Below are 19,497 nucleotides of genomic sequence, written 5' to 3'. Positions count from 1 at the left end.
GGGCCGCCGGCTCACCGCACCAGCTCGGACACGGGCCCGGGCGAGGAGCCCGCGCTCCCCGGTGGGGCGGGGCGCCGGGAGCGTACCCACCACAACACGATCACGCTCGCCGCCGCCGCGACCGCGCACCACGTCGACGCGAACGCGTGGAACCACAGACGCATCGTGACCGCCGCGCCGACGGCGCAGACCAGGCCCAGGAACCGCAACAGCCGGTCCCGGGCCAACAACAACGAGCCCAGGGTGGCGACCAGATAGCCGGCGATCACCCACGGCGCGGCGGGAATGCCCACCGAATAGCGCACGGTGTTCCCGCAGATCTCGGCGTTCACCGGGCGCGAGACGAGCGCGTGCCCGAGGGCGCCCGCGACCACCAGGCCGAGCACGATGAAGAACGTGGCCCGGACCCGCTCCCGACCCCGGGCGAGCGGCCACTGGGCGGCCAGCACCGCGAGCGGGACGAAGGCGGGCAACAGCGGGAAGGCGATCACCGCCCAGGCCTCGCGCGCGATCTCGGCGGTACCCGCCGACACGTCACCCGTCTCGCCCTGCCACACCACCGCCTCGACGAGCTGATGGGCGCCCAGGATGACCGGCAACAGCGCCATCGGCAGATCGTTGATCCGTCGCACGGAGGCGACGCTCGCTATGCCGACCGCCGTGATGGCACTGCCCATCACGAGGTCCGCACCGGCGCTCCAACACACGGCTGCCTCGATTCACGGGGAGGGGTGGGGTGGTCCCGTGGCAGGCGTACCCACATGGTTGGTGTGTTCAACAGTTCATACGCTCATTCGGCCCCGGGAATCGACGTGGGATGGGTCACGCCCGGGTGTAGGGCACACGTACCGCCGACCGTCCGGCATGGTTGGCGCGAACACGGTCGACGCCGGCGACGCGGGTGCGACGGGGCCTGGCGTGGCCGGACCCGGTGTCGGGTCCGGCCACAACCGCGCGTCAGTTGCCGGCCGTCCACTGCTCCCAGGTCAGGTTCCACGCGCCGTAGCCGTTGTCGGCCGCCACCGGCTTCTCCTCGTTGCCCTTGACCTGCACGATGTCCCCGCGGATCGAACGCTCGTACATCCACTTGGCGTTCTCCAGCGTCATCGAGACGCAGCCGTGGCTGGTGTTGGCGTTGCCGAACGGGTTGACCGTGGTCCACGTGTTGGCGTGCAGGAACGTGCCCGACTCGGTGATCCGCATCGCGTACGGCACGGCCTTTTGGTCGTACTCGTTGCCCAGGCCGACGGTCTGCGAGTTCATGTCGAGGGTGGGGTAGCGCTCCTCCATCACCATGATCCCGTTCCACGTCGTGTACTTGGGGTCCTCGCCCGCGGTGATCGGGATCGTCTTGACCACCTGGTCGTTCTCGGAGACGGTCATCGTGTGCGCGTTGGCGTCCACCACGGCGACGCGCTTGGTGTCCGCGATCTTGAAGCCGAAGCTCTTGAACTGCTTGGACATCACCCCGCCGCCGAGGTCCACGCCGCGCAGGTTCAGGTCCACCTTCACCTGGGTGCCGGTCGGCCAGTACTCCTTCGGCCGCCAGTCCACCCGCGAGTTGCCGAACCAGTGCCAGGCGCCCTCGACGGCGGGCGTGGCGGTGACCTTGATCGCCTCCTGTACCGCCTTGCGGTTCTTCACCGGCTGGTCGAAGGTGATCGACACCGGCTGGCCCACGCCGACCGTGGCGTCCGCGTCCGGCATGAAGGTGGCGGTGGCCGCCTGCGTCGGATTGAGCACGGTGAACGCCGCATTGGCGGTGGTCGGCTTGTTCTCCGCGTTGACGGCGGTGGCGGTGACCGTGTACTTGCCGCCGTACATGAACGGCACCTTCGGCTTCCAGGAGTCGCCGTTCAGCGCGCCGTCGACCGCCTCGCCGCTCGCGTTGGTCACCTTGACCTCGGACACCTTGCCGCCGCCGACCGCGATCTTCACCGGGGCGCCCGGGTCGACGCCGGTGGCCTTGTCCACGGGGGTCAGGGTGACCACGGCGGGCTCGGCCGGGCCGGCGCGGTTCTCACCGGCCGCCTTCGCCGGGTCCGCCGACTTCTTCGCGTCGTCCTTGCTACAGGCTCCGGTCAACAACAGGGTCGCCGCGACGAACGCCGCGACCCCGACACGCTGGGTGATACCGGTCATGAAAAGGGCCCCCCGGGCTAAGCCGTCCGATCAGGTGGATTCACCTGAGGGACGCTGCCGGCCGCGTGGCCGTTGCACGAGGGGCCCTGTGATCGAGGTCTCACTGGTCTCCGGACGCGTCGCGCCCGGGGATTACTCCTTGGTCGCGCTGCCGGCCAACCACTGGGGCCAGGTCAGGTTCCACGCGCCGTAGCCGTTGTCGGCCGCGACCGCGCGCTCCTTGGAGTTGACCACCTTGACCACGTCGCCGCGATCGGCGTGGTCGTAGAACCACTTGGCGTCCTCGGGCGTCATGCTCACGCAGCCGTGGCTGGTGTTGGCCCGGCCGAAGGGCGGATTGGCCTTGTCGTACCAGTAGTTGCCGTGCACGAACGTGCCCGACGTGGTGATCCGGACCGCCCACGGGACGTCCGCGATGTCGTACTCCTTGCCCAGGCCCACGGTCGCCGAGTTCATCCGGGTCTTCTCGTACTTCTCCATCACCACCATCACGCCGCCCCAGGTGTCGTACTTGGGGGACTCGCCGGTGGTGACCTTGGTGGTCTTGACCACCTTGCCGTTCTCGGTGGTGGTCATCGTCTTGCTCGCGACATCGACCGTGGAGATCCGCGCGACGTTGCCGATCGCGAAGTTGAAGCTCTTGTACTGCTTGGAGCCCGCGCCGCCGCCGAGGTCGGCGCCGCGCAGGTTGAGGTCGACCTTGACCTTGGTGCCGGCCTTCCAATAGTCCTTGGGCCGCCACTCCACCCGGGTGTTGCCGAACCAGTGCCACGCGCCGGACACCGCGGGCGTCGCGGTGACCTTCATCGCCTTCTCCGCCTCGGCCTTGTTGGTGATCGGCCGGTCGAAGCGCACCGAGACGGGCTGACCGACGCCGACGGTCCCACCGTCGGGGAAGATCGAGGCGGTCACCTCCTTGCCCAGCGTCTGGGTGGTGAACCTGGTGGAGATCGTGGTCGGCTGGTTGTCCGTGTTGGTGGCGGTGGTGCTCACCGTGTACTGGCCGCCGGGGGTGAACGGGACCTTCGGCTTCCAGGACTTGCCGTCGGGCGACAGGGTGCCGTCGACCTGTTCGCCCCTCGCGTTGGTCACCTTGACCGCGGAGACCTTGCCGCCCTCGATCGCGAAGGTCAGCGGATCGGCGAGGTCGACGCCGGTGGCGCCGTCCTCGGGCGTCATGGTCACCTGCGGCGCGGCCCCCTTGGCCGGCTCGGGGGGTTTGCCGGACTCGGTGCCCGGGGTGCCGCCGGCCGAGCCGGGGACGACCTTGGATTCGCTGCCCGCGTTGCTCGTCTTGTCGCCCTTGTCGTCGCCGCCCAGCAGCCCGCAGGCCCCCGTGAACAGGATCGCGCCGGCGATCAGAACGGCCGGAACGGTGCGCCGTCGCATCGCTTTACCTGCCACGTTTCGGGATTCCCTTCACAACGGGTCGAAAAGACGGAGGCCGCGCGATGCGAGTCTCCGCATCATTGACTTCCGGAGGGGGTCTCAGGTTGCTCTCCGAGGGATGTGATGTACGTCTCGTTTTGGTGGGCGGGTCGTCGATGGGTCCTCGGTTCGACGGTCCGCGCGGCCCGGTGGTGGTCGGCGCCGGTGACGGGGGTGCGTCGGTTGTGCGGTGGATTGCGGGCCGACGCGTCGGCGGATCGCGCGGCGTCGGGATGCTCGTGGCGACCGTGCGTGCGGCGCGGCCGACACGGAGGCCGCGCTTCGTGTACTTGCGTGGGCGCGGTCGGGGAGGGTATGGGCGTCGCGCCGCGATCGGCTTCGCCATGTCTCCCCTATATACGGGTGGCGCTCGCGGTCGGCCACGCGTGCTCGCGGGTCGTGCGGGGGCCGGTTGCGCGGCCCCTTTTCGGATGCTTCGTACGTGAGACTGATCACCGCCGCAGGGGCTTCGCGCGGTGTCGCGGGGCGTCGGGCGCGGGTGGGTGGGGGTCGGTGGGCGCGGGCGCCAAATCCGGTCGGACGTGGCCGGATTCCCTCTCGGCGGGGGTTTGCGCCGGCTCGATCGGCCGTCGGAGAGATGGGTAACTCACGGACATATCAGCCCAGTTGACGACACGTCAGGCTACGCATGCGTCCGGAAGGTCGGTGTTGGGCACGTCCGGATCCGGCCCGGTAGGCTCACGCCCGACCAGCCCCCGGCAACGAGGATCCGCTTGATGTCAGCAGTAGACATGCCCCCTCGCGTCCGGTCCGAACGGCCCCCGATGGGGCGGCCACTGCTCGCCTTCGCGGTCGTGTCGATCTGTACCGCAGGCGCGGTCGTGTGGGCGGTGTCGGCCGTCGGCTCGAAGCATCGCACCACCGTCGCGGTGGGCGGCGTGGCGGTCGCGTTGGCGTTGGCCATCGCGGTCGCGGCCACCATCTACGCGATCGGCACCGCGGACCTGTTGCGCGCCAGAGTCGCCACGTTGGAGGGTGACGCGGCCCGCTGGAACGATGCCAACCGGGACCGGATGTCCGCGTTCCAGGCCGAGGCGGCCCGGGTCGCCGACCAGACGTTGCCCGCGCTGGTGGCGCTGCTGCGCGAGGGCGCGTCGGTGGAGACCGCCCTGGCCGGTGTACCCACGCCGCAACACGAGGCGCTGGAGCGGATGTTGACCACCGTGGCCCGTGAGGTGGGCCAGGGTGAACGGATGCGTGCCGCCGCGATGTCGGCGTGTGCGAACGCCGCCGGCCGGGTGCAGGCGTTGTCCACCAGCATGCTCGCCGACCTGCGCGAGATGGAGGGCCGGCACGGCGAGGAGGTCTTCGGCGACCTGCTCCGGCTCGACCACAGCACCGCCCAGGCGGGCCGGCTCGCGGACAGCATCGCGGTGCTCACCGGCGCGCGTTCGGGGCGGCGCTGGACCAAGCCGATCGTGATGGAGAGCATCCTGCGCGGCGCGGTCGGCCGGATCAGCGCCTACCAGCGGGTGCGGGTGCACTCCACCAGCGAGGCGGCGGTGGCCGGCTACGCGGCCGAGGGCGTGATGCACGCGCTGGCCGAACTGATGGACAACGCGACCAAGTTCTCGCCGCCGTCCGAGCAGGTGCACGTCTACGTCGAGGACGTGCCGGCGGGCGTCGTGGTCACGGTGGAGGACGGCGGCCTGGTGATGGGCGAGTTCGCCCTGCGGCGCGCCGAACAGGCGGTCTCGGCCGACGCGTTGGACCTGACCACGCTGTCCGGGACGCGGCTGGGGCTGGCCGTGGTGGGTTGTCTGGCCCGCAAGCACGGGCTGACCGTGTCCTTCCGGCCGTCCTCGCGTGGCGGTACGGGCGTCGTGGTGATGATTCCGCGGCAGTTGGTCGGCGAGATCCGGCCCGAGCCGCGCAAGCGGGCCGCGCCCGAGGTGCGTTCGGGGCGGGCGCATCCCGTGGAGGCGGCGCCCGTGACCCGGGCGATCGCGGAGGCGCCCGCAGCGCCTGCTGCGCCCGTGACTCCTGCGGCTCCCGCGGCGCCCTCGGTGGCCGAGCCGGCGCCCGCACCCACGCTCTCCGGGCTGGCCAAGCGCCGCCCCGGACAGACCCTGGCCGCCGCGGCCAAGGCGGCCGAGCGGGCCGAGTCGCGCTCGGACGCCGGTTCCCGCGAGAGCAAACCGCGCCCCGCGCCCGGGGCCCGCTTCGGCGCGTTCCGCCAGGCGGTACAGGGCGAACGACCGGGTCGGGACGTGACGGCGTCCCCCGACGACAAGTCCTGATCGCCCCTTCGCCGGGTGGTACGCAACGAGAGAACGGAGGCGGGGGCGGGCATCCGAACGATGTCCACCCCGGAAGCCCTATGAGCGCAACAGCACACGGCACCGAAGCGCAGCGGACCGATTCGCAACGGCGGTCCGAGCGTGACCTCGACTGGCTCCTGGAGAACCTGATCGAGCGCACCCCGGGCACGCGGCACTCGCTGGTGTTGTCCAAGGACGGCCTGAAGTTGTGCCGTACCGGCGGGCTGACGATCGACCAGGCCGACCAGCTCGCCGCCATCGCGTCCGGCATCCAGAGCCTGTCGCACGGCGCGTCGATCGAGTTCGGCGACGGCAGCGGCGGCGTGCGCCAGTCGATGACCGAGTTCCACGGCGGCATCCTGTTCATCGTCGAGGCCGGCGAGGGCGCCCACCTCGCGGTGATCGCGGACGACGACGCGGACGCCGGGGTGGTCGGACACAACATGAACGAATTGGTCGAGCAGATCGGCGAGTATCTGAGCACACCGGCTCGGAACTTCGACGAAGGCGGCCGATCGGCATGATCCGGCGGCCAGTCGACAGCGGCGATCCGGACCGGCTGTACACGGTCACCAACGGTCGAACGCGCGCCGACGAGGACGCGTTCGACCTGGTCACCCTGATCGTCAGCGAGTGCGAACCCACGCCGGGCATGCAGTCCGAGCACGTGCGGATCCTGCGGATGTGCGATCGACCGACCGCCGTGGTGGAGATCGCCGCCGAACTGGGCCTGCCCGTGGGCGTGGTGAAGATCCTGCTCTGCGACCTGCTCGACACGGGGCGAATCACCGCGCGGCACCCGCGCCTGTCCCCGCGCCGGGCGCAACTACCCGATACCGAGATCCTGAAGCAGGTGCTCGTTGGACTCCACAACCTCTGAGCTCGCCACGTCCGAGGCGGCCGTGCGTACCCCCCTGGCGAGCACCGCGAGCGACGGGCTCAAGATCGCCATCGTGGGCGGCTTCGGCGTCGGCAAGACGACGATGGTGCGCTCGGTGAGCGAGATACGTCCGCTCAACACCGAGGAGACGATGACCCGGGCGGGTGTGGGCATCGACGACGCGCGCGCCGCGGACGGCAAGACCACCACCACGGTCGCCTTCGACTTCGGTCGGATCTCGCTCAACGACGAGATGGTGCTGTACCTGTTCGGCGCTCCCGGGCAGGAGCGCTTCTGGTTCCTGTGGGACCGGCTTTTCTCGGGCACGCTCGGCGCGGTCGTGCTGGTCGACCCCAGGCGGCTCGAGGACTCGTGGTACGCGATCGACCGGCTGGAGCACCACGGCATGCCGTTCGTCCTGGCCCGCAACAACTTCGGGCCGCCCGAGCACACGCTGGAGGAGGTGCGCGACGCGCTGTCCCTGCCCGCGGAGATCCCGATGGTCGACTGCGACGCGCGCAGCCGGGAGTCCAGCAAGGCCGTGCTGATCGCGCTGGTGAACCACCTCTACACGTTGTCCTTCGCCCGGGAGCACGCCCTGTGACCACGCCTTCGGACCTCAACGACCCGAACGCCCCCGCACCGCCGCAGGGTTGCCCCGCGCACGTGGGCGGCGGGCCGGCCCTCGACCCCTCGCACGAGGGCGCCGCGCGGTTGTCCGGCCCGGGGTTGTGGCAGGACCCGCACGGGATGTATCGCAAACTGCGCCAGGAGCACGGCTCGGTGGCGCCGATCCTGCTCGACGGAGACATCCCCGCGTGGTTCGTGCTCGGCTACCGCGAGGTGCACCATGTCACGGCGAACGACCAGATGTTCGCCCGCGACTCGCGGCGCTGGCACGCGTGGGATCGGATCGCGCCGGACTGGCCGCTGATGCCGTTCGTCGGCTACCAGCCGTCGGTGATGTTCACCGAGGGGCCCGAGCACCGGCGCCGGGCCGGGGCGATCAGCGACGCGCTCTCGGCGGTGGACCAGTTCGAACTGCGCGCCCAGGCCGAGCGGATCGCGGACCGGCTGGTCGACGAGTTCGCCGGGGTGGGCGAGGCCGAGTTGATGGCGGACTACGCGCACCGGCTGCCCTCGCTGGTGGTGGCCCGGCTGTTCGGGCTGCCCGAGGACGAGACCCCGGATCTGGTCCGGGACCTGGCCGGTTCGTTGGACGGCGGCGAGGGCGCGGTGGACGCGCACCTGCGGGTACGGGCCACGATGGCCCGGTTGTTGGAGCGCAAGCGCGAACGGCCCGGTGCCGACGTGCCGTCGCGGCTGCTGGTGCACCCGGCCGAGCTGGGCGAGGAGGAACTGATCCAGGACATGCTCGTGGTGATGGCCGCCGCCCAGCAGCCCACCGCGAACTGGATCGGCAACACGCTGCGGCTGATGCTGACCGACGACCGTTTCGCGCTGACCCTGTCCGGCGGCCGGCGCAGCGTCGGGCAGGCGCTGAACGAGGTGTTGTGGGAGGACACCCCGACGCAGAACTTCATCGGCCGCTGGGCGGTGCGCTCGACGGTGCTCGGCGGGCAGAAGATCAAGGCGGGCGATCTGCTGGTGCTCGGGCTGTCCGCGGCCAACACCGACCCGCAGGTGCGGCCCGACTCGCACGCCGGCGCGGCGGGGAACAGCGCGCACATGTCGTTCAGCCACGGCGAGCACCGCTGCCCGTACCCGGCGCCGGAGTTGGCCGAGGTGATCGCGCGGGCGGCGATCGAGGTGCTGCTCGACCGGCTGCCCGACGTCAACCTGTCGGTGCCCACCCGGGAGCTGGTCTGGCGCGACTCGGTGTGGATGCGCGGCCTGGAGAACCTTCCGGTCGAGTTCACCCCGGCGTACGTGGGGTGATCCCGGGTCGGCGCGGGGACGGGCGCATGGCCCGTCCCCGGATGGGGCGTCCGATTTTCGGCGCGCGGGACGGCGCGGTCAGGCCGTGGGGGTGAACGTGACCGGCAGAGCGACCGGGCCGCGGGTGAACACGCCCTTCTCGACGGGTGCGAAGCCCGGGGCGAAGGCCAAGTCGGGCATCGCGTCCAGGAGTTGGTTGGTGCCGACCTCGACCTCGGCCACCGCGAGCAGCGCGCCGACGCAGAAGTGCCGGCCGAGCGCGAAGGACAGGTGGTCGGCCGCCGCGGAGAACGCGGTCTTGGCGGTCAGGTCCTCGCGGAAGATGTCGAACCGGTCGGGGTGCGCGTAGCGCCGATCGTCCCGGTTCGCCGCGCCGATCAGGCAGGTGAGCGTGCTGCCCGCGGGCACCACACCGCCGGCGAGTTCGACGTCCTCGGCGGGTTGGCGCATGATCATGTGCACCGGCGGCGAGTAGCGCAGCGTCTCGGCGAACGCCCGTGGGATCAGTGAGCGGTCGGCGCGCACCGCGGCGAGTTGGTCGGGGTGTTCGAGCAGGTTCTTGAACAGGCTCGCGATCGCCTTGTCCGTCGTCTCGCCGCCGGCGGCGAGCAGCAGGCTGCAGAAGGCCTTGATGTCCTCGTCGCTCATCCGGGTGCCGTCGATCTCGGCCAGGCACAGCGTGGACAGCAGGTCCTCGCCCGGGTTCGCCCGCCGCTCGGCGATCAGCGGCAACATGTACGCGGCGAACTCGTCCCGGGTGCGCAGCCCGGCGGCGGCCACACCGGGGTCCTGGCTCAGGTTGCCCAGGAACGCGATGACCGAGGTGTACCAGCCCTGGAACCGCTCGTGGTCGGCCTGGTCCAGGCCGAGCATGTCGGCGATCACGTTGACCGGGAAGCGCTGGGCGAACTCCGGTACCAGATCCACCGATCCGCGCGCCCGGAAGGTGTCCACCAGCTGCCGGGCGTTGCGCTCGATCACCGGCATGAACGTTTCCTGAAGGGTGTTTCCGCGAAACGCCGGTGCCACCAGCGCGCGCCGGACCGCGTGTTCGCGCCCGCTCATCTGCAGGATGGTCCGCCCGTGCACGGGCTCCAGCTGCCAGTCGTAGTTGTCGGTGGTGAACACCGGCTCTTTGAAGGCCCGTTCGAGGTCCGCGTAGCGCGAGATGACCCAACTCTGCATGCCCTCGTGCCACAGCAGCGGGTGTTCGTCCCGCATGCTCCGGTAGAGGGGATACGGATCGGCCGCGAACTCGGGCGAAAGTATGTCGGGCACGTCCAGAGCGGTCATCGAATCGAATCCCCTTGTCCCGCAACGCGATCGAAGATCATCAACCAACCGCCCCAGGCTATGGACCCAACCGCCCCGGGGTCCACCCCGCCCGCGGGACCGGCCTCAGCCTCGCGCGGTCAGTCGTTCCGCGAGTTCGCGGGCGTCGGCCGGCATTCCAGGGATGGGCGCGGTGTGCCGCGCCAGGGGCTGGTCCACCGCGAGGAGGTGGTTCGGGGCGCGTTGCGCGGGTGCACGCTCCAGGACCGTGGTGCCGGTCTCGGCCTCCAGAGCCGGTGCGTAGCCCGCACCGCGCAGCGCGGTCAGCGTCTCCTCGGGCGGCGCGGTCGAGATCAACACGGTCGGGGCGATGCGGCGCAGGCCCAGTTTGGCCAGGGCGCGGGCGCCGGCGACCTCGGCGATCAGCGCCGGGTCGTCACAGCGGATGCAGCAGGCCGAGCGAACCACCCGCAGCCGCCCGTGGGTTCGCGCGGTGTCCTTGATCGTGTACGCCAGTGGCTGGGGTAGGGGGAGCCCGTTCGCGGAGGCGGCGGAAAGGCGTTCGGCGACTTCGTCCGCGCTGTGGCCCGCGTCATAGGCGCGGCGGAGGGAAGCCGCGCTGATCCGCCAGACCACGGCGTGCCCCTCGGACTCGATGTCGCCGACGCCGGACAGCAGTTCGGCGAGTTCGGGCGCCGGGGCGCCGGTCACGGTGGCGGTCAGGTCGGATTGGAACCGGGCGGTGGTGCTCGGCGCGGGCAGCGTCGTGCGCAACGCGTCGCGCAACGCGGCGACGGCGCGCGCGAGTACGGGGCGTCGGGTGACGTCGATGCCGAGACCGTCGAGTCCGGATGCCTCCGGATCGGCGTCGGCGCCGGGGACGGCGGGGAAGTGGTCGGCGGCGCGCGCGTCGAGGAACGCGCCGACCGCGCGGCCGATCCCGGTGAGCGCGCCGCCGGCCACCAGTCCGAGCAGTTCCGCCTCGGCCAGTGTCGCGGCAAGTCGTCCGTCGAACTGCGCGTGCTCCTCGGATGTGTCGGAGACATCGCCCAGGAGGGAGGTGCCGAGGGCGGGTTGGAACCACGCGGCACGCTCGAACAGTTCGGCCCTCGCCTCGGGCCCCTGCGCGAGACCACGCCCTTCGGGAAGGGTCGCGAGGGCGCGCAACACGCCATGGCGCAGCGGCACCGCGACACCGTCCTGCGGACTGACCAGGGCCACGGGCGTCTCGCCCGCGTCCTCGGGCCAACATGTGAACACCTCCGGCACCACCGCCCATGTAGCGATCAGCGGCAACAACTTGCCCGCGGGCGAGGCGGCCACCCAGTCGTCGTAGCGCTCCGTGGGCAGCAGTCGCGCCGCCGGGGGTGGCGTCGAGGCCGCCCGTTTGCCCGGCCGTTTGCCCTGCTTGGGCTCCGGCGCGTCCACGTGCGGTGCGGCCAGGCCGGCGTTCACCGCCAAGTCCAGCCACAGGCGGGTGTGTTCCTCGCTTGCGCCGGCGGCCTTGGCCAGTCGACGGGTGTCGCGCACCGCGATGCCGCCGGCCTTGCGCACGGCGAGCGGGCGGGCGGCCAACTCCCGCAGGACCAGCTCCGCGCGCCAGGCGGCGGCAGCGGCCGCCCCGGCGCCGTGTTCGTCGGTGCCGCGTGGGAGCGGCGTGGTCCGGGTCAACGGCTCGGGAGTCAAGGCGATCGGCAGGGCCGCGTCGTCGGTGCGCAGGGCACGCGCCACCTCGTACGGCATCTCGACCAGGTCCTGATCGACGGGGACGAGCATGCCCCGCGCGGCCAGCCAGTCGGTACCCGGATCGCCGGAACCACCTTCGCGAAACGTGTACTTGGCGCCGGGGCCGTAATACCGGCCGCCGATCGGCACGAAACAGTGCGTGCGCAACAGCGGTGGCCCCGGCACCAGGTGCTCCAACAGGTCCAAGGCGTCCCGCGGCGCGTCGGCGACCATGGCGCGTACCCGTTCGGGATCGGAGAGCACCGCCACGATTCCACGCTGCGCGTCGGCGCGGGTCCGCACGTCGCCGAGGCCGAGCCCCGAGGCGACGCGCCTGACCTCGGACGCGTTGAACGCGGTGGTCAACAGCCGTTCGGCGGCCGCCCCGAATCCGGCCAGGTCCGCCGCGAGCGTGTGCAACAGCGACGGCACCGCCAGCCGGCCGCTCGGTGCGGGCAACAACAGCGCCCGCTCGCGCAACCCGGCCATGGTCTCGGCCACGCGCTCTCGCGATACGCCGGCAGCCGCCAGTCGGTCCAGCAACTCGGGTTCGGACACGAGGCGGTCGTACGGCTCGACCGATGGGGGCACCGCCGCCGCCGACCACGCGGGCACGGGCGGGCGCTCGTCCGGTACCGGGCCGTACTCCTCCAACGCCCGCAACGCCACCGCCGCCAACAGCGCGATGTCACCCGCGGTGACGCGCGACAGCCCCACCATCACGGACTCGTCCGCCACAAGGAACCGCGCCAACTCGCCGAAGCCGGCCACCCGCGTGTATCCGGCCGAGCGCGGCAACGCCCGCTCCTCCAACAGGGCCGTCAACCGCTCGACCGACAACCCCGCGAGCCAGCGCTCCACCGAAGCAACACAATCCACGCAACGAGCGTAGGGCACACGAGGCCGGCCGCCGCCGGAGCTCAACGTCGGTCCGGCCGGCGCCGCGCCCAAGCAGCCCCGGCCCAGGGCGCGGCGGGCCTATCCCGGCTGTACCCCGCCGCCTGTGCGTAGGCGGTCGTCGATGTCGCGGACGAAGGGTTCGCGGGACCATGGGGCCAGTGAGGCCCGTACCGTGCGGACGCGGTCCACCGCCGTCGCGTATCCCTGTACGCCGACAAGGTCGAGCGCCTCCTCCAGCAGCCGGCACGCGTCCTGTGGCTCGCGGGCGCCGACCGCCGTCGCGGCCAGTTCGGCCAGTGTCATCGCGCGCTGCTTGTGGCTGTGCGCCGGCAGCCCCGCCAGGGTGCGTTCCAGCGTTGCCCGCGCCTCCGCCGAGCGCCCGGCGGCCACCTCCGCGGCGCCCCGGAAACCCTCCAGACGGGCCGCCGAGAACCAGTCCAGCCAGGCCGGCGGGCCGTCCGCCGTCCACGACCCGGGTGTGTCCGGCGGCGCGAACGTCTCGGCGGCCCGGTCCAGCAGCGGAAAGGCCGCGTCGGGTGTACCCAGCCGCACCTCCGCCTCCGCCGCGATCGCGTCCAACCACGCCCGCAGCGTCGGACCCGCGTCGCCGCTCGTGGTCCGCTCCCGCGCCGCGGCCAGCGTGTCCCGGGCCTCGGTGCCGCGCCCCGTCCAGGCCGGCGCGAAGGCCATGTGCCCGAGCACGGCCGCGGCCAGCGAGCCGTCCCGGCCCCGGTCCGCCGCCTCCAACGCGAGGTCCTGCCAGCGCCGCACGTGCGGCCCGCGCAGGCTCAGGTCGAAGAAGGCGATCCGGGACGCGAGCAGCGCGGTCTCCGCGATCGCGGAGTAGTGCGCGCCCTCGGGTCCCTCGGCCAACAGCCGGGCACCGTGGCGGGCGTGTTCGGCCACCACCGGGAGCAGCCGCCCCGGTTCCTCGATCCAGTAGCGGGACCGCAGGCGGGCGGTGGTGGCGACATAGGCGGCGGGGTCGGGGAGGGCGGGTGCCGGCGCCGAGGAGGCGTACGCGGCGGATGTCTTCGCCGTGAGGCCGGCGACGGCGGCGCCGGCCAGAAAGGTACGTCGTTGCACCGCGTCCTCCATACGCGTCGGTTGACGGACATGACTGGAGGACCCGCTCACGCGATACATCGGGTCCGAAAGATCCGTGCTGGATCTCGATCGTGACCCCGTCCCACCTGCGGCGTCATGCCTCTAGCCCGTTAGGGCGGCAAGAGTCCTCAGCGCGTCCTTCAGGAGTCCCACCGCGGGCCTCGTCACACCGTGTGCCGGCCTGGTTGCATCTAAGGGCAGGACGGACGACGCACAACTCGGACGTCTCTGGCATGTGCAGGACACAGAGGACGCTTCGAGGACCTCCCCGGCCCCCGAGGACGATTCCGTTTCCACGACGAAACGAGAGGACCGCCTCACCGATGGACGCCGACGTGAACCGAACGACGCTGGCAGCGCTGCCGCAGGACGCGCTTCGGAACCCGTACGCACCTCGCCTGGTCGCCGCCGGCGAGACGTTCGACGTGATCGAGGTGGAGGACCGGCTCGGTCGGGCGGCCCTGGAGACACTGCACGCACACCGCGTGCCGGTCGGACCGGTCATCTTCGACCGCCGCTACCGCCGGATCGGATTCCTCGTACCGCCGACCGCCGTGATGCCGATGCGCCCGCGCGAGCGCCGGCTCGGCCCGCGCCACCACGGGCGCGGCGCGTGGATCACCTTCCCGCCGCCGCCGGAGCAGAACGACGGCCCGCTGGTGTGGCTGGTGCCGCCCACGCCCGACAACCGCCTGACCACGCTGCGGCACGTGCGCGCGGCGATCGCGGAGGCGGCCCGCGCGCTCGCCGAGCGCCACCAGCAGGCGATCTGAGGTCGCCCAGGACGTACCGGTCGGAGACCTGACATCACGAGCGGCTCCCCCAATACCTGCTCGACCCGACCGGTATCGGCAAGACGCGACGCGCCCCTCGGCCTCTCGGCCGGGGGGCGCGTCCGTGCGTGGGGCCTCTCGGCCGGGGCGGGTCCGTGCGTCGGTCCGGATCGGGGCCGGCCCGGGGCGGTCTGCGGCCGGTCTGAAGCCGCGCCACAGCCGGTCCACAGCCGGTCCGAAGCTGCGCCCAAGCCGCGCCACAGCCGGTCCGAAGCCGGTCCGCAGGCGCGCCCAAGCCGCGCCGCAGCCGCGCCACAGCCGGTCCGCAGGCGCGCCGAAGCCGGACCGCAGCCCGATACAGCCCGGACCCAACCCCGGTCGAACCCGGGCCAACCCCCGAAATCGGCCCCCCGACCCGCCCGATTCGGGGTTTATCCGAGCGCCGCCCGGACAGGCGTCCCTCTTTCGGGCAAGGGTCTTTCGCATGGCGCCCGGTTGGCGACAATGGCAAGGGCACGGGATCTTGCCGATCTTCTCGGATCGGCCGATTCCCGCTGCTTCCCCCCGTCCGTTTTCGTCGTCAGCACGTCTGCCCTGTCGGAAGGAATCCGCGCATGCCGTCCGAGTCGCGCAAGCCCCGCATGCGGCCTGTGCCGCTGTTGTTCGAGCCCTCGGTCCCCGAGCCGCCCGACGAACGCTTCTTCGACCTGGACGATCTGACCGATCCCCAGAAGGTGCTGACCCGCTCGACCGACCTGGCCGAGGCGTTCCGGGCGGCGGCCGACCGGGCGGTGGACTACCAGGCGATGGCGGCGGCGCGGATGGCGGACCCGAATCGGTTCGACCATCTGACGACGGCTCAGGTCGCGGCGCGCGCGGGATGGGGCGAGGAGTACACGGCGAAGATGATCGAGCACGGCCGACAGCTGCTGCTGGAGCGCGGCGAGTAGCGGACGGTCGGGAACGCCGGCCGGAGGGGGCGGCCGGCGCTCGCGCGGGAGGACACCGAGCCGCACGCCGCGGGAGCCGTACCCGTGCTCAGGGTGTCAGCGGCACCCGATGCCTGCCGAGTTCGGCCAGCACCGCCTGGTTCGCCTCCCAGCCGTCCGGGAACGACACCGGCACGCCGAGGTGCACCGGGTTCGCGGTCGGATGCGCGTCGAGCAGTTCGGGGATACCCGCCCGGGCCACCACCAGGCACGCGTGCCGATGCCGGGAGGCCAGTACGCACAGCCGTCCCGTCTCCAGGTGGAACTCGGTCGCGTCGCGCCGCCCGGACAGCGGATGCAGCACCACGGTCACGTCGAACTCGCGGCCCTGGAGCCGGTTCGCGGTGTCCACCACGATCTCCGTCGCGCCGAGGTCGCGCAGCGCCGACTCGACCCGGGCCCGCTGCTCGCGATGGCTGACCCCGATCGCGATCCGGGACGCGTCCAGCGGCACCCCGTCGGGAGTACGCTCGCCGACCGCCGTCCCGCCGCGCGCGAGCAGCCGCGCGGCCAGCGTGGCCACCGCCCGTACTGCCTCCTCGTCGGCCGCCCCGGTGAACCGCGCGGGCAACTCCAGCAGCCCCCACCCGGACCCGGCCGCGACATCGACCACCGTGTCGTACGCGTCGTGCTCCCGCGCCGCCTCGAAGCGCAGCGAACGCTCGCCGGGGCCGGTCCCGGAGCGGAACGGGGTGAACGGATAGAACGCGTCCGACACCAGCGGCGCCGCACTCGCCGGCAGCCGCCAGGACACCGGCAGTCGGTGCACCGGCAGGTCCGGGTTGTGCCGGCGGAGCACCACCACCGCGCTCTGCGACGGGTCGTAGCTCAGGCTGTGCCAGCGCGAGGTGTCCACGGTGGCGAACGGGTCGAGCTGGCCGGGATCACCCACGAACAACGCCCGGTCGAACAGCCGCGCGACCAGAAGCAGTGCGTCGGAGCGCATCTGGTACGCCTCGTCCACGATCGCCCACGGCCAGCGCCGGTCCTGGACCAGCGCCCACTTGGCGGCCGTGGCCACCACCACCGCGCAGGCGTCCAGTGCCTCGGCCTTCTCCGCGTTCGACACCGAGGTGCCCAGCAGGGCGGGCGGCAGCCGGTAGCCGGTGGCGGACAACCTGCCCACGGCCAGCCGCGGGTGCTCCTCGGCGAGCCGGACCAGCAGGTCGTCGACCTGGTTGTTGGTCTGCGCGACGATCATCAACCGCTCGCCGGACGCGGCCAGTTCGCCGGCGGCGCGCACCACCAGGGTGGACTTGCCCGCGCCGGGCGGCGAGTCGACCACGACGCCGCGATGCGCCCCCGAGCCGAGGTCGGCGAGCACCGCGGCGGTCGCGGCGGCGGCGAGCGCGGCCGGGTCGCCCTGCGGGGCGCGGGTGTGCGCGGTCGTCACGACCACTCCTCCAACGCGTCGTCGTCCGGCTCGGATCCGGTCGCGGTCTCCGAGCCCGGCTCCTGCTCCGATCGCGGCTCGGGTGGCGGGCCGCCGTGCGTCCAGGGGGTGTCCTCGACGGCGGGCCAGTCGGGGCTGCGCCGGAACTCGGCGATCAGCGAGGTCCAGCACAACACCTCGCCCCGCTCGGGCACGCTCCCCGGCTTGGGCGCCTTGCCGCCGCCCATCCCGCCGAACAACTCCAGCTCCATCCGGCCGGGTTCGTTGACCAGCACCCGGGCCTTCGCGTCGGGGCGCTCCACGCAGGCGAGTTCGGTACCGGGTCCGAACAGCGGCTCGTCCTCGGTACGAAAGACGAGCAGCGGCCGGGGACGGGCGGTCTTCTTGCCCGGTTCGGTGACCATGCGCTCCGCGTCCACCGCGATCAGCTCGCCCCGGAATGCCTCGCCGGCCAGCCGCACGGCGGCCATCAACAGCGGGTCGTCGCGCACCTGTTCGGCGTCGAGCCGGGCCTGGGCCCGTTCCCGGCCCGCGAGTTGCGCGGCGGCCGAGATCGCGCCGGGCACCCTGGGCTGCGGACGCGACTCGGGGTCGGCCAGGTCGGCGGCGAAGAAGCTGTACGAGGCCCGGTCGGCCTCCCAGCGCCCGGCCACCGACGCGCCCGCCGGCAGGGCGGCGAGCAGGTCCACGCCGCGCCACATACGATCCCAGGTGGGCATCAACTCGGCGGCCAGCGCGTCCCGGATCGCCTGCTCGGCCCGCCGCTCGCGATCGGCGGCGTCCTCGTCCTCGTCCGACTCCCGCCCGGTGGCCACCGCCTCGTCGAACGCGGTGATCAGCGGTACGAGTCGTTCGTCGAACGCCGGATCGGTCGCCGGGCCCGCCGTCGGACCACCCTCCGCCTCCCGCGCCGCCTCGTCCCCGCGTCGACCGGCGGGCGGGTCGATCCAGGCCAGCAGCGAGGCCAGGTCGCCGTCCTCCATCGCGCTCTGCCCGGTCGCCCACGCCTGGGTGAGCAGGTCGGTCATCGCGAGCAGCACGCTCGATCCGGGTACACCGGCCCGATCCGCGAGCCAGGTACTCCACCGGCCGAGCAGCGGCACCCCGGCCGGCACCGCGAACTCGCCGTCGGTGCGCCGGAATCGGGTGGAGCGGCCGAGCAGGCGCAGGTACTCGATCCCGCCCGCGGTGGGCACCAGCACCTGCGGCGCGTCCAGGCTGCGCTCGTAGGGATCGTCGCCGCGGCGCTCGATCGTCTCGGTCTCGGCGGCGAACGCGCCCAGGTAGGGCAGCAGTTGCCCGGCAAGCTCCGCCGCGTGCGCGAACCGGCGGTCGCGGTCGCGCGGTTGTGGTACGGCGAGCAGGTGCGGCCGGTCGCGATCGGTGCCGACCAGCGCGGCGAGCGGCGCGAACGCCTCGCCCGCGAGCACATACGGCACCAGCACCACCGGACGCGCGGACAGGTGCCGGTGGCGCACCGTCGCCGCCGGCTGCGCGTATCCGGTCGCGGCGGCGCGCAACCGGCCGAGCGCGGCGATCGTGCTCACCCGACACCGCCCAGCGCCTCGTGCCGCAGCGCCTGGGCGCGTCGGAGCAGCCGGGCCACGTCCTCCTGGCCGGGCTCGGGGGCGCGGGTGCCGTCGGCGAGCGCCAGCGCGGTGCCGATGTCGTCGATGCCGCCGAGCGCGCCGCGCACCGAGGTGCCCAGCGCGCCCACGCCGCCGCCGGTGCCGCAACCACGGGCCTCGTCCCGGCAGAACAGCGCGAGTTCGCAGGCGGACAGGCAGTCGGGCAGGTAGGCGGCGGGCACCCGGGCGACGGCCGCGCCGACCCGCTCCTCGGCGACGTCGAAGGTCAGCCCCTCGGGGAGTTCGGCGAACAGCTCCTCGACCCCGGACAGCCGGGCCAACCGCCGCCGGGTGGTGGCCAGTTCACGGCGTACGTCGAGTACCACGGCGATCGGGCGGTTGGCGAAGTCCTGGGCACACACCAGCACGATGTCGGTGGACACCGACTCGGGGTCCAGGCCCAGCTCCTCGGCAAGCCCGCGCAGGGCGTGTACGTACACCGCCGCCTGTCGGGTGGCGGAGGCCAGCTTGCCCGGGTCGGCGGAGCCGTCGATGATCGCGAAGGACTTGATCTCCACCACGTGCAGTCGGCCGGCCACCCGGCAGGCCATCGCGTCGGGTTCCAGGTAGGCGCGCCGGCCGGCCACGTCGAGCGGGAGCAGCGGGTGGTCCAGGATCGCGCAGGCGTCCGGGTCGCCGCTCGCCGCGCGCAGGAGCGCCTCGCGGGTGCGGGCGACCCGCTCCTCGCGGCCGGGTCGGTCGCGTCGGCCGGTGGGACCCGTGGGGGCGTCCTCGTCGCGATCCACGTCCACCAGCGCGCCGGCGTCGGGGTCGGCGCCCAGGACCTCGGCGAGGAGGCGGCGCAGCTCCCGCCCGTCGTCGGCCTTGACCCGCGCCTCGAACACGTTGCCGCGCCCGATCGCGAACGGGGAGCGGCCGTAGCGGGCGGGGAAGCCGAGGCGTTCGGCCAGTACGGTCTTCTCGATGCCGGCCGCGTCCAGCACGCCGCGGCGGGCGCAGCCCGGGTTGGCCGCGAGGGCGGCCACCGTGCGGGCGTTGTGATTGCGGGTGGGCAGTTCGCCGCGCAACTGCTCCAGCCTGCCGGCGATCGCGCCGGTCGTACCCGTCGTGCGCATGTC

Annotated in this window: 16 protein-coding genes; 7 read left to right on the top strand and 9 right to left on the bottom strand. The window is 72.6% G+C overall.

Features of this window, described 5'->3' with window-relative positions; all coding sequences use genetic code 11:
- Positions 1 to 11: 11 nt before the first annotated feature.
- From ACMXN5_RS11210 to ACMXN5_RS11200, 3 genes are all read right to left on the bottom strand, one after another.
- Positions 12 to 707 (bottom strand): DUF6629 family protein, encoded by a 696-nt coding sequence (locus tag ACMXN5_RS11210; RefSeq protein ID WP_439675137.1) that lies wholly within the window; start codon positions 705 to 707, stop codon positions 12 to 14.
- Between the two features lie 250 nt (positions 708 to 957).
- Positions 958 to 2,142, bottom strand: coding sequence for a L,D-transpeptidase (locus ACMXN5_RS11205; protein WP_439675136.1), 1,185 nt, complete (start codon positions 2,140 to 2,142; stop codon positions 958 to 960).
- 132 nt (positions 2,143 to 2,274) lie between these two features.
- A complete protein-coding gene (locus tag ACMXN5_RS11200; RefSeq protein WP_439675135.1) occupies positions 2,275 to 3,531 on the bottom strand; it encodes a L,D-transpeptidase in 1,257 nt (418 codons plus the stop codon).
- Positions 3,532 to 4,307: 776 nt separating this feature from the next.
- Here ACMXN5_RS11200 and ACMXN5_RS11195 point away from each other — a divergent pair.
- The 5 genes from ACMXN5_RS11195 (at position 4,308) to ACMXN5_RS11175 (ending at position 8,631) form a co-directional block, all read left to right on the top strand.
- Positions 4,308 to 5,831 carry a sensor histidine kinase gene (locus tag ACMXN5_RS11195; RefSeq protein ID WP_439675134.1) on the top strand — a complete coding sequence of 508 codons (1,524 nt, stop codon included), beginning with the start codon at positions 4,308 to 4,310 and terminating at the stop codon, positions 5,829 to 5,831.
- 80 nt (positions 5,832 to 5,911) lie between these two features.
- Positions 5,912 to 6,376 carry a roadblock/LC7 domain-containing protein gene (locus ACMXN5_RS11190; protein WP_395789703.1) on the top strand — a complete coding sequence of 155 codons (465 nt, stop codon included), beginning with the start codon at positions 5,912 to 5,914 and terminating at the stop codon, positions 6,374 to 6,376.
- Entirely contained in the window at positions 6,373 to 6,732 is a 360-nt protein-coding gene (locus ACMXN5_RS11185) for a DUF742 domain-containing protein (protein WP_078977125.1), read from the top strand. The genes ACMXN5_RS11190 and ACMXN5_RS11185 overlap by 4 nt, the downstream gene beginning before the upstream one ends.
- Positions 6,713 to 7,336 (top strand): GTP-binding protein, encoded by a 624-nt coding sequence (locus tag ACMXN5_RS11180; RefSeq protein ID WP_439675133.1) that lies wholly within the window; start codon positions 6,713 to 6,715, stop codon positions 7,334 to 7,336. Before ACMXN5_RS11185 ends, ACMXN5_RS11180 begins: the two co-directional genes overlap by 20 nt.
- A complete protein-coding gene (locus tag ACMXN5_RS11175) occupies positions 7,333 to 8,631 on the top strand; it encodes a cytochrome P450 (RefSeq protein WP_439675132.1) in 1,299 nt (432 codons plus the stop codon). Before ACMXN5_RS11180 ends, ACMXN5_RS11175 begins: the two co-directional genes overlap by 4 nt.
- A gap of 78 nt (positions 8,632 to 8,709) precedes the next feature.
- Here ACMXN5_RS11175 and ACMXN5_RS11170 read toward each other — a convergent pair whose 3' ends face one another.
- From ACMXN5_RS11170 to ACMXN5_RS11160, 3 genes are all read right to left on the bottom strand, one after another.
- Positions 8,710 to 9,924, bottom strand: a complete 1,215-nt coding sequence (locus ACMXN5_RS11170) for a cytochrome P450 (protein ID WP_439675131.1) — start codon at positions 9,922 to 9,924, stop codon at positions 8,710 to 8,712.
- A 105-nt stretch (positions 9,925 to 10,029) separates the two neighbouring features.
- Positions 10,030 to 12,507, bottom strand: coding sequence for a helicase-associated domain-containing protein (locus ACMXN5_RS11165; RefSeq protein ID WP_439675130.1), 2,478 nt, complete (start codon positions 12,505 to 12,507; stop codon positions 10,030 to 10,032).
- A gap of 99 nt (positions 12,508 to 12,606) precedes the next feature.
- Positions 12,607 to 13,614, bottom strand: a complete 1,008-nt coding sequence (locus ACMXN5_RS11160) for a transcriptional regulator (RefSeq protein WP_439675129.1) — start codon at positions 13,612 to 13,614, stop codon at positions 12,607 to 12,609.
- 356 nt (positions 13,615 to 13,970) lie between these two features.
- Between ACMXN5_RS11160 and ACMXN5_RS11155 the strand changes: the two genes are divergently transcribed.
- Together ACMXN5_RS11155 and ACMXN5_RS11150 are read left to right on the top strand one after the other, a co-directional pair.
- Positions 13,971 to 14,408: a hypothetical protein gene (locus ACMXN5_RS11155; protein WP_439675128.1), complete on the top strand. Its 438-nt coding sequence runs from the start codon at positions 13,971 to 13,973 to the stop codon at positions 14,406 to 14,408.
- A 614-nt stretch (positions 14,409 to 15,022) separates the two neighbouring features.
- A complete protein-coding gene (locus ACMXN5_RS11150) occupies positions 15,023 to 15,358 on the top strand; it encodes a hypothetical protein (protein WP_439675127.1) in 336 nt (111 codons plus the stop codon).
- 88 nt (positions 15,359 to 15,446) lie between these two features.
- Here the strand turns inward: ACMXN5_RS11150 and ACMXN5_RS11145 are convergent, their stop codons facing one another.
- From ACMXN5_RS11145 to ACMXN5_RS11135, 3 genes are read right to left on the bottom strand one after another with little or no spacing between them, the layout of a single operon-like run.
- The gene (locus ACMXN5_RS11145; protein WP_439675125.1) at positions 15,447 to 16,796 is read right to left on the bottom strand and encodes a helicase; all 1,350 of its coding nucleotides are present in this window, start codon (positions 16,794 to 16,796) and stop codon (positions 15,447 to 15,449) included.
- Positions 16,787 to 18,337 (bottom strand): hypothetical protein, encoded by a 1,551-nt coding sequence (locus tag ACMXN5_RS11140; protein WP_439675123.1) that lies wholly within the window; start codon positions 18,335 to 18,337, stop codon positions 16,787 to 16,789. Before ACMXN5_RS11140 ends, ACMXN5_RS11145 begins: the two co-directional genes overlap by 10 nt.
- On the bottom strand, positions 18,334 to 19,494 hold the full coding sequence (locus tag ACMXN5_RS11135) for a hypothetical protein (RefSeq protein WP_439675121.1): 1,161 nt from the start codon (positions 19,492 to 19,494) through the stop codon (positions 18,334 to 18,336). The genes ACMXN5_RS11140 and ACMXN5_RS11135 overlap by 4 nt, the downstream gene beginning before the upstream one ends.
- Positions 19,495 to 19,497: the final 3 nt, after the last annotated feature.

Origin of the sequence: Embleya australiensis, from assembly GCF_051903075.1 — a bacterium.
In the GTDB taxonomy this organism is placed as follows: Bacteria; Actinomycetota; Actinomycetes; order Streptomycetales; family Streptomycetaceae; genus Embleya.
This window is presented reverse-complemented; position numbering and strand designations above follow the sequence as displayed.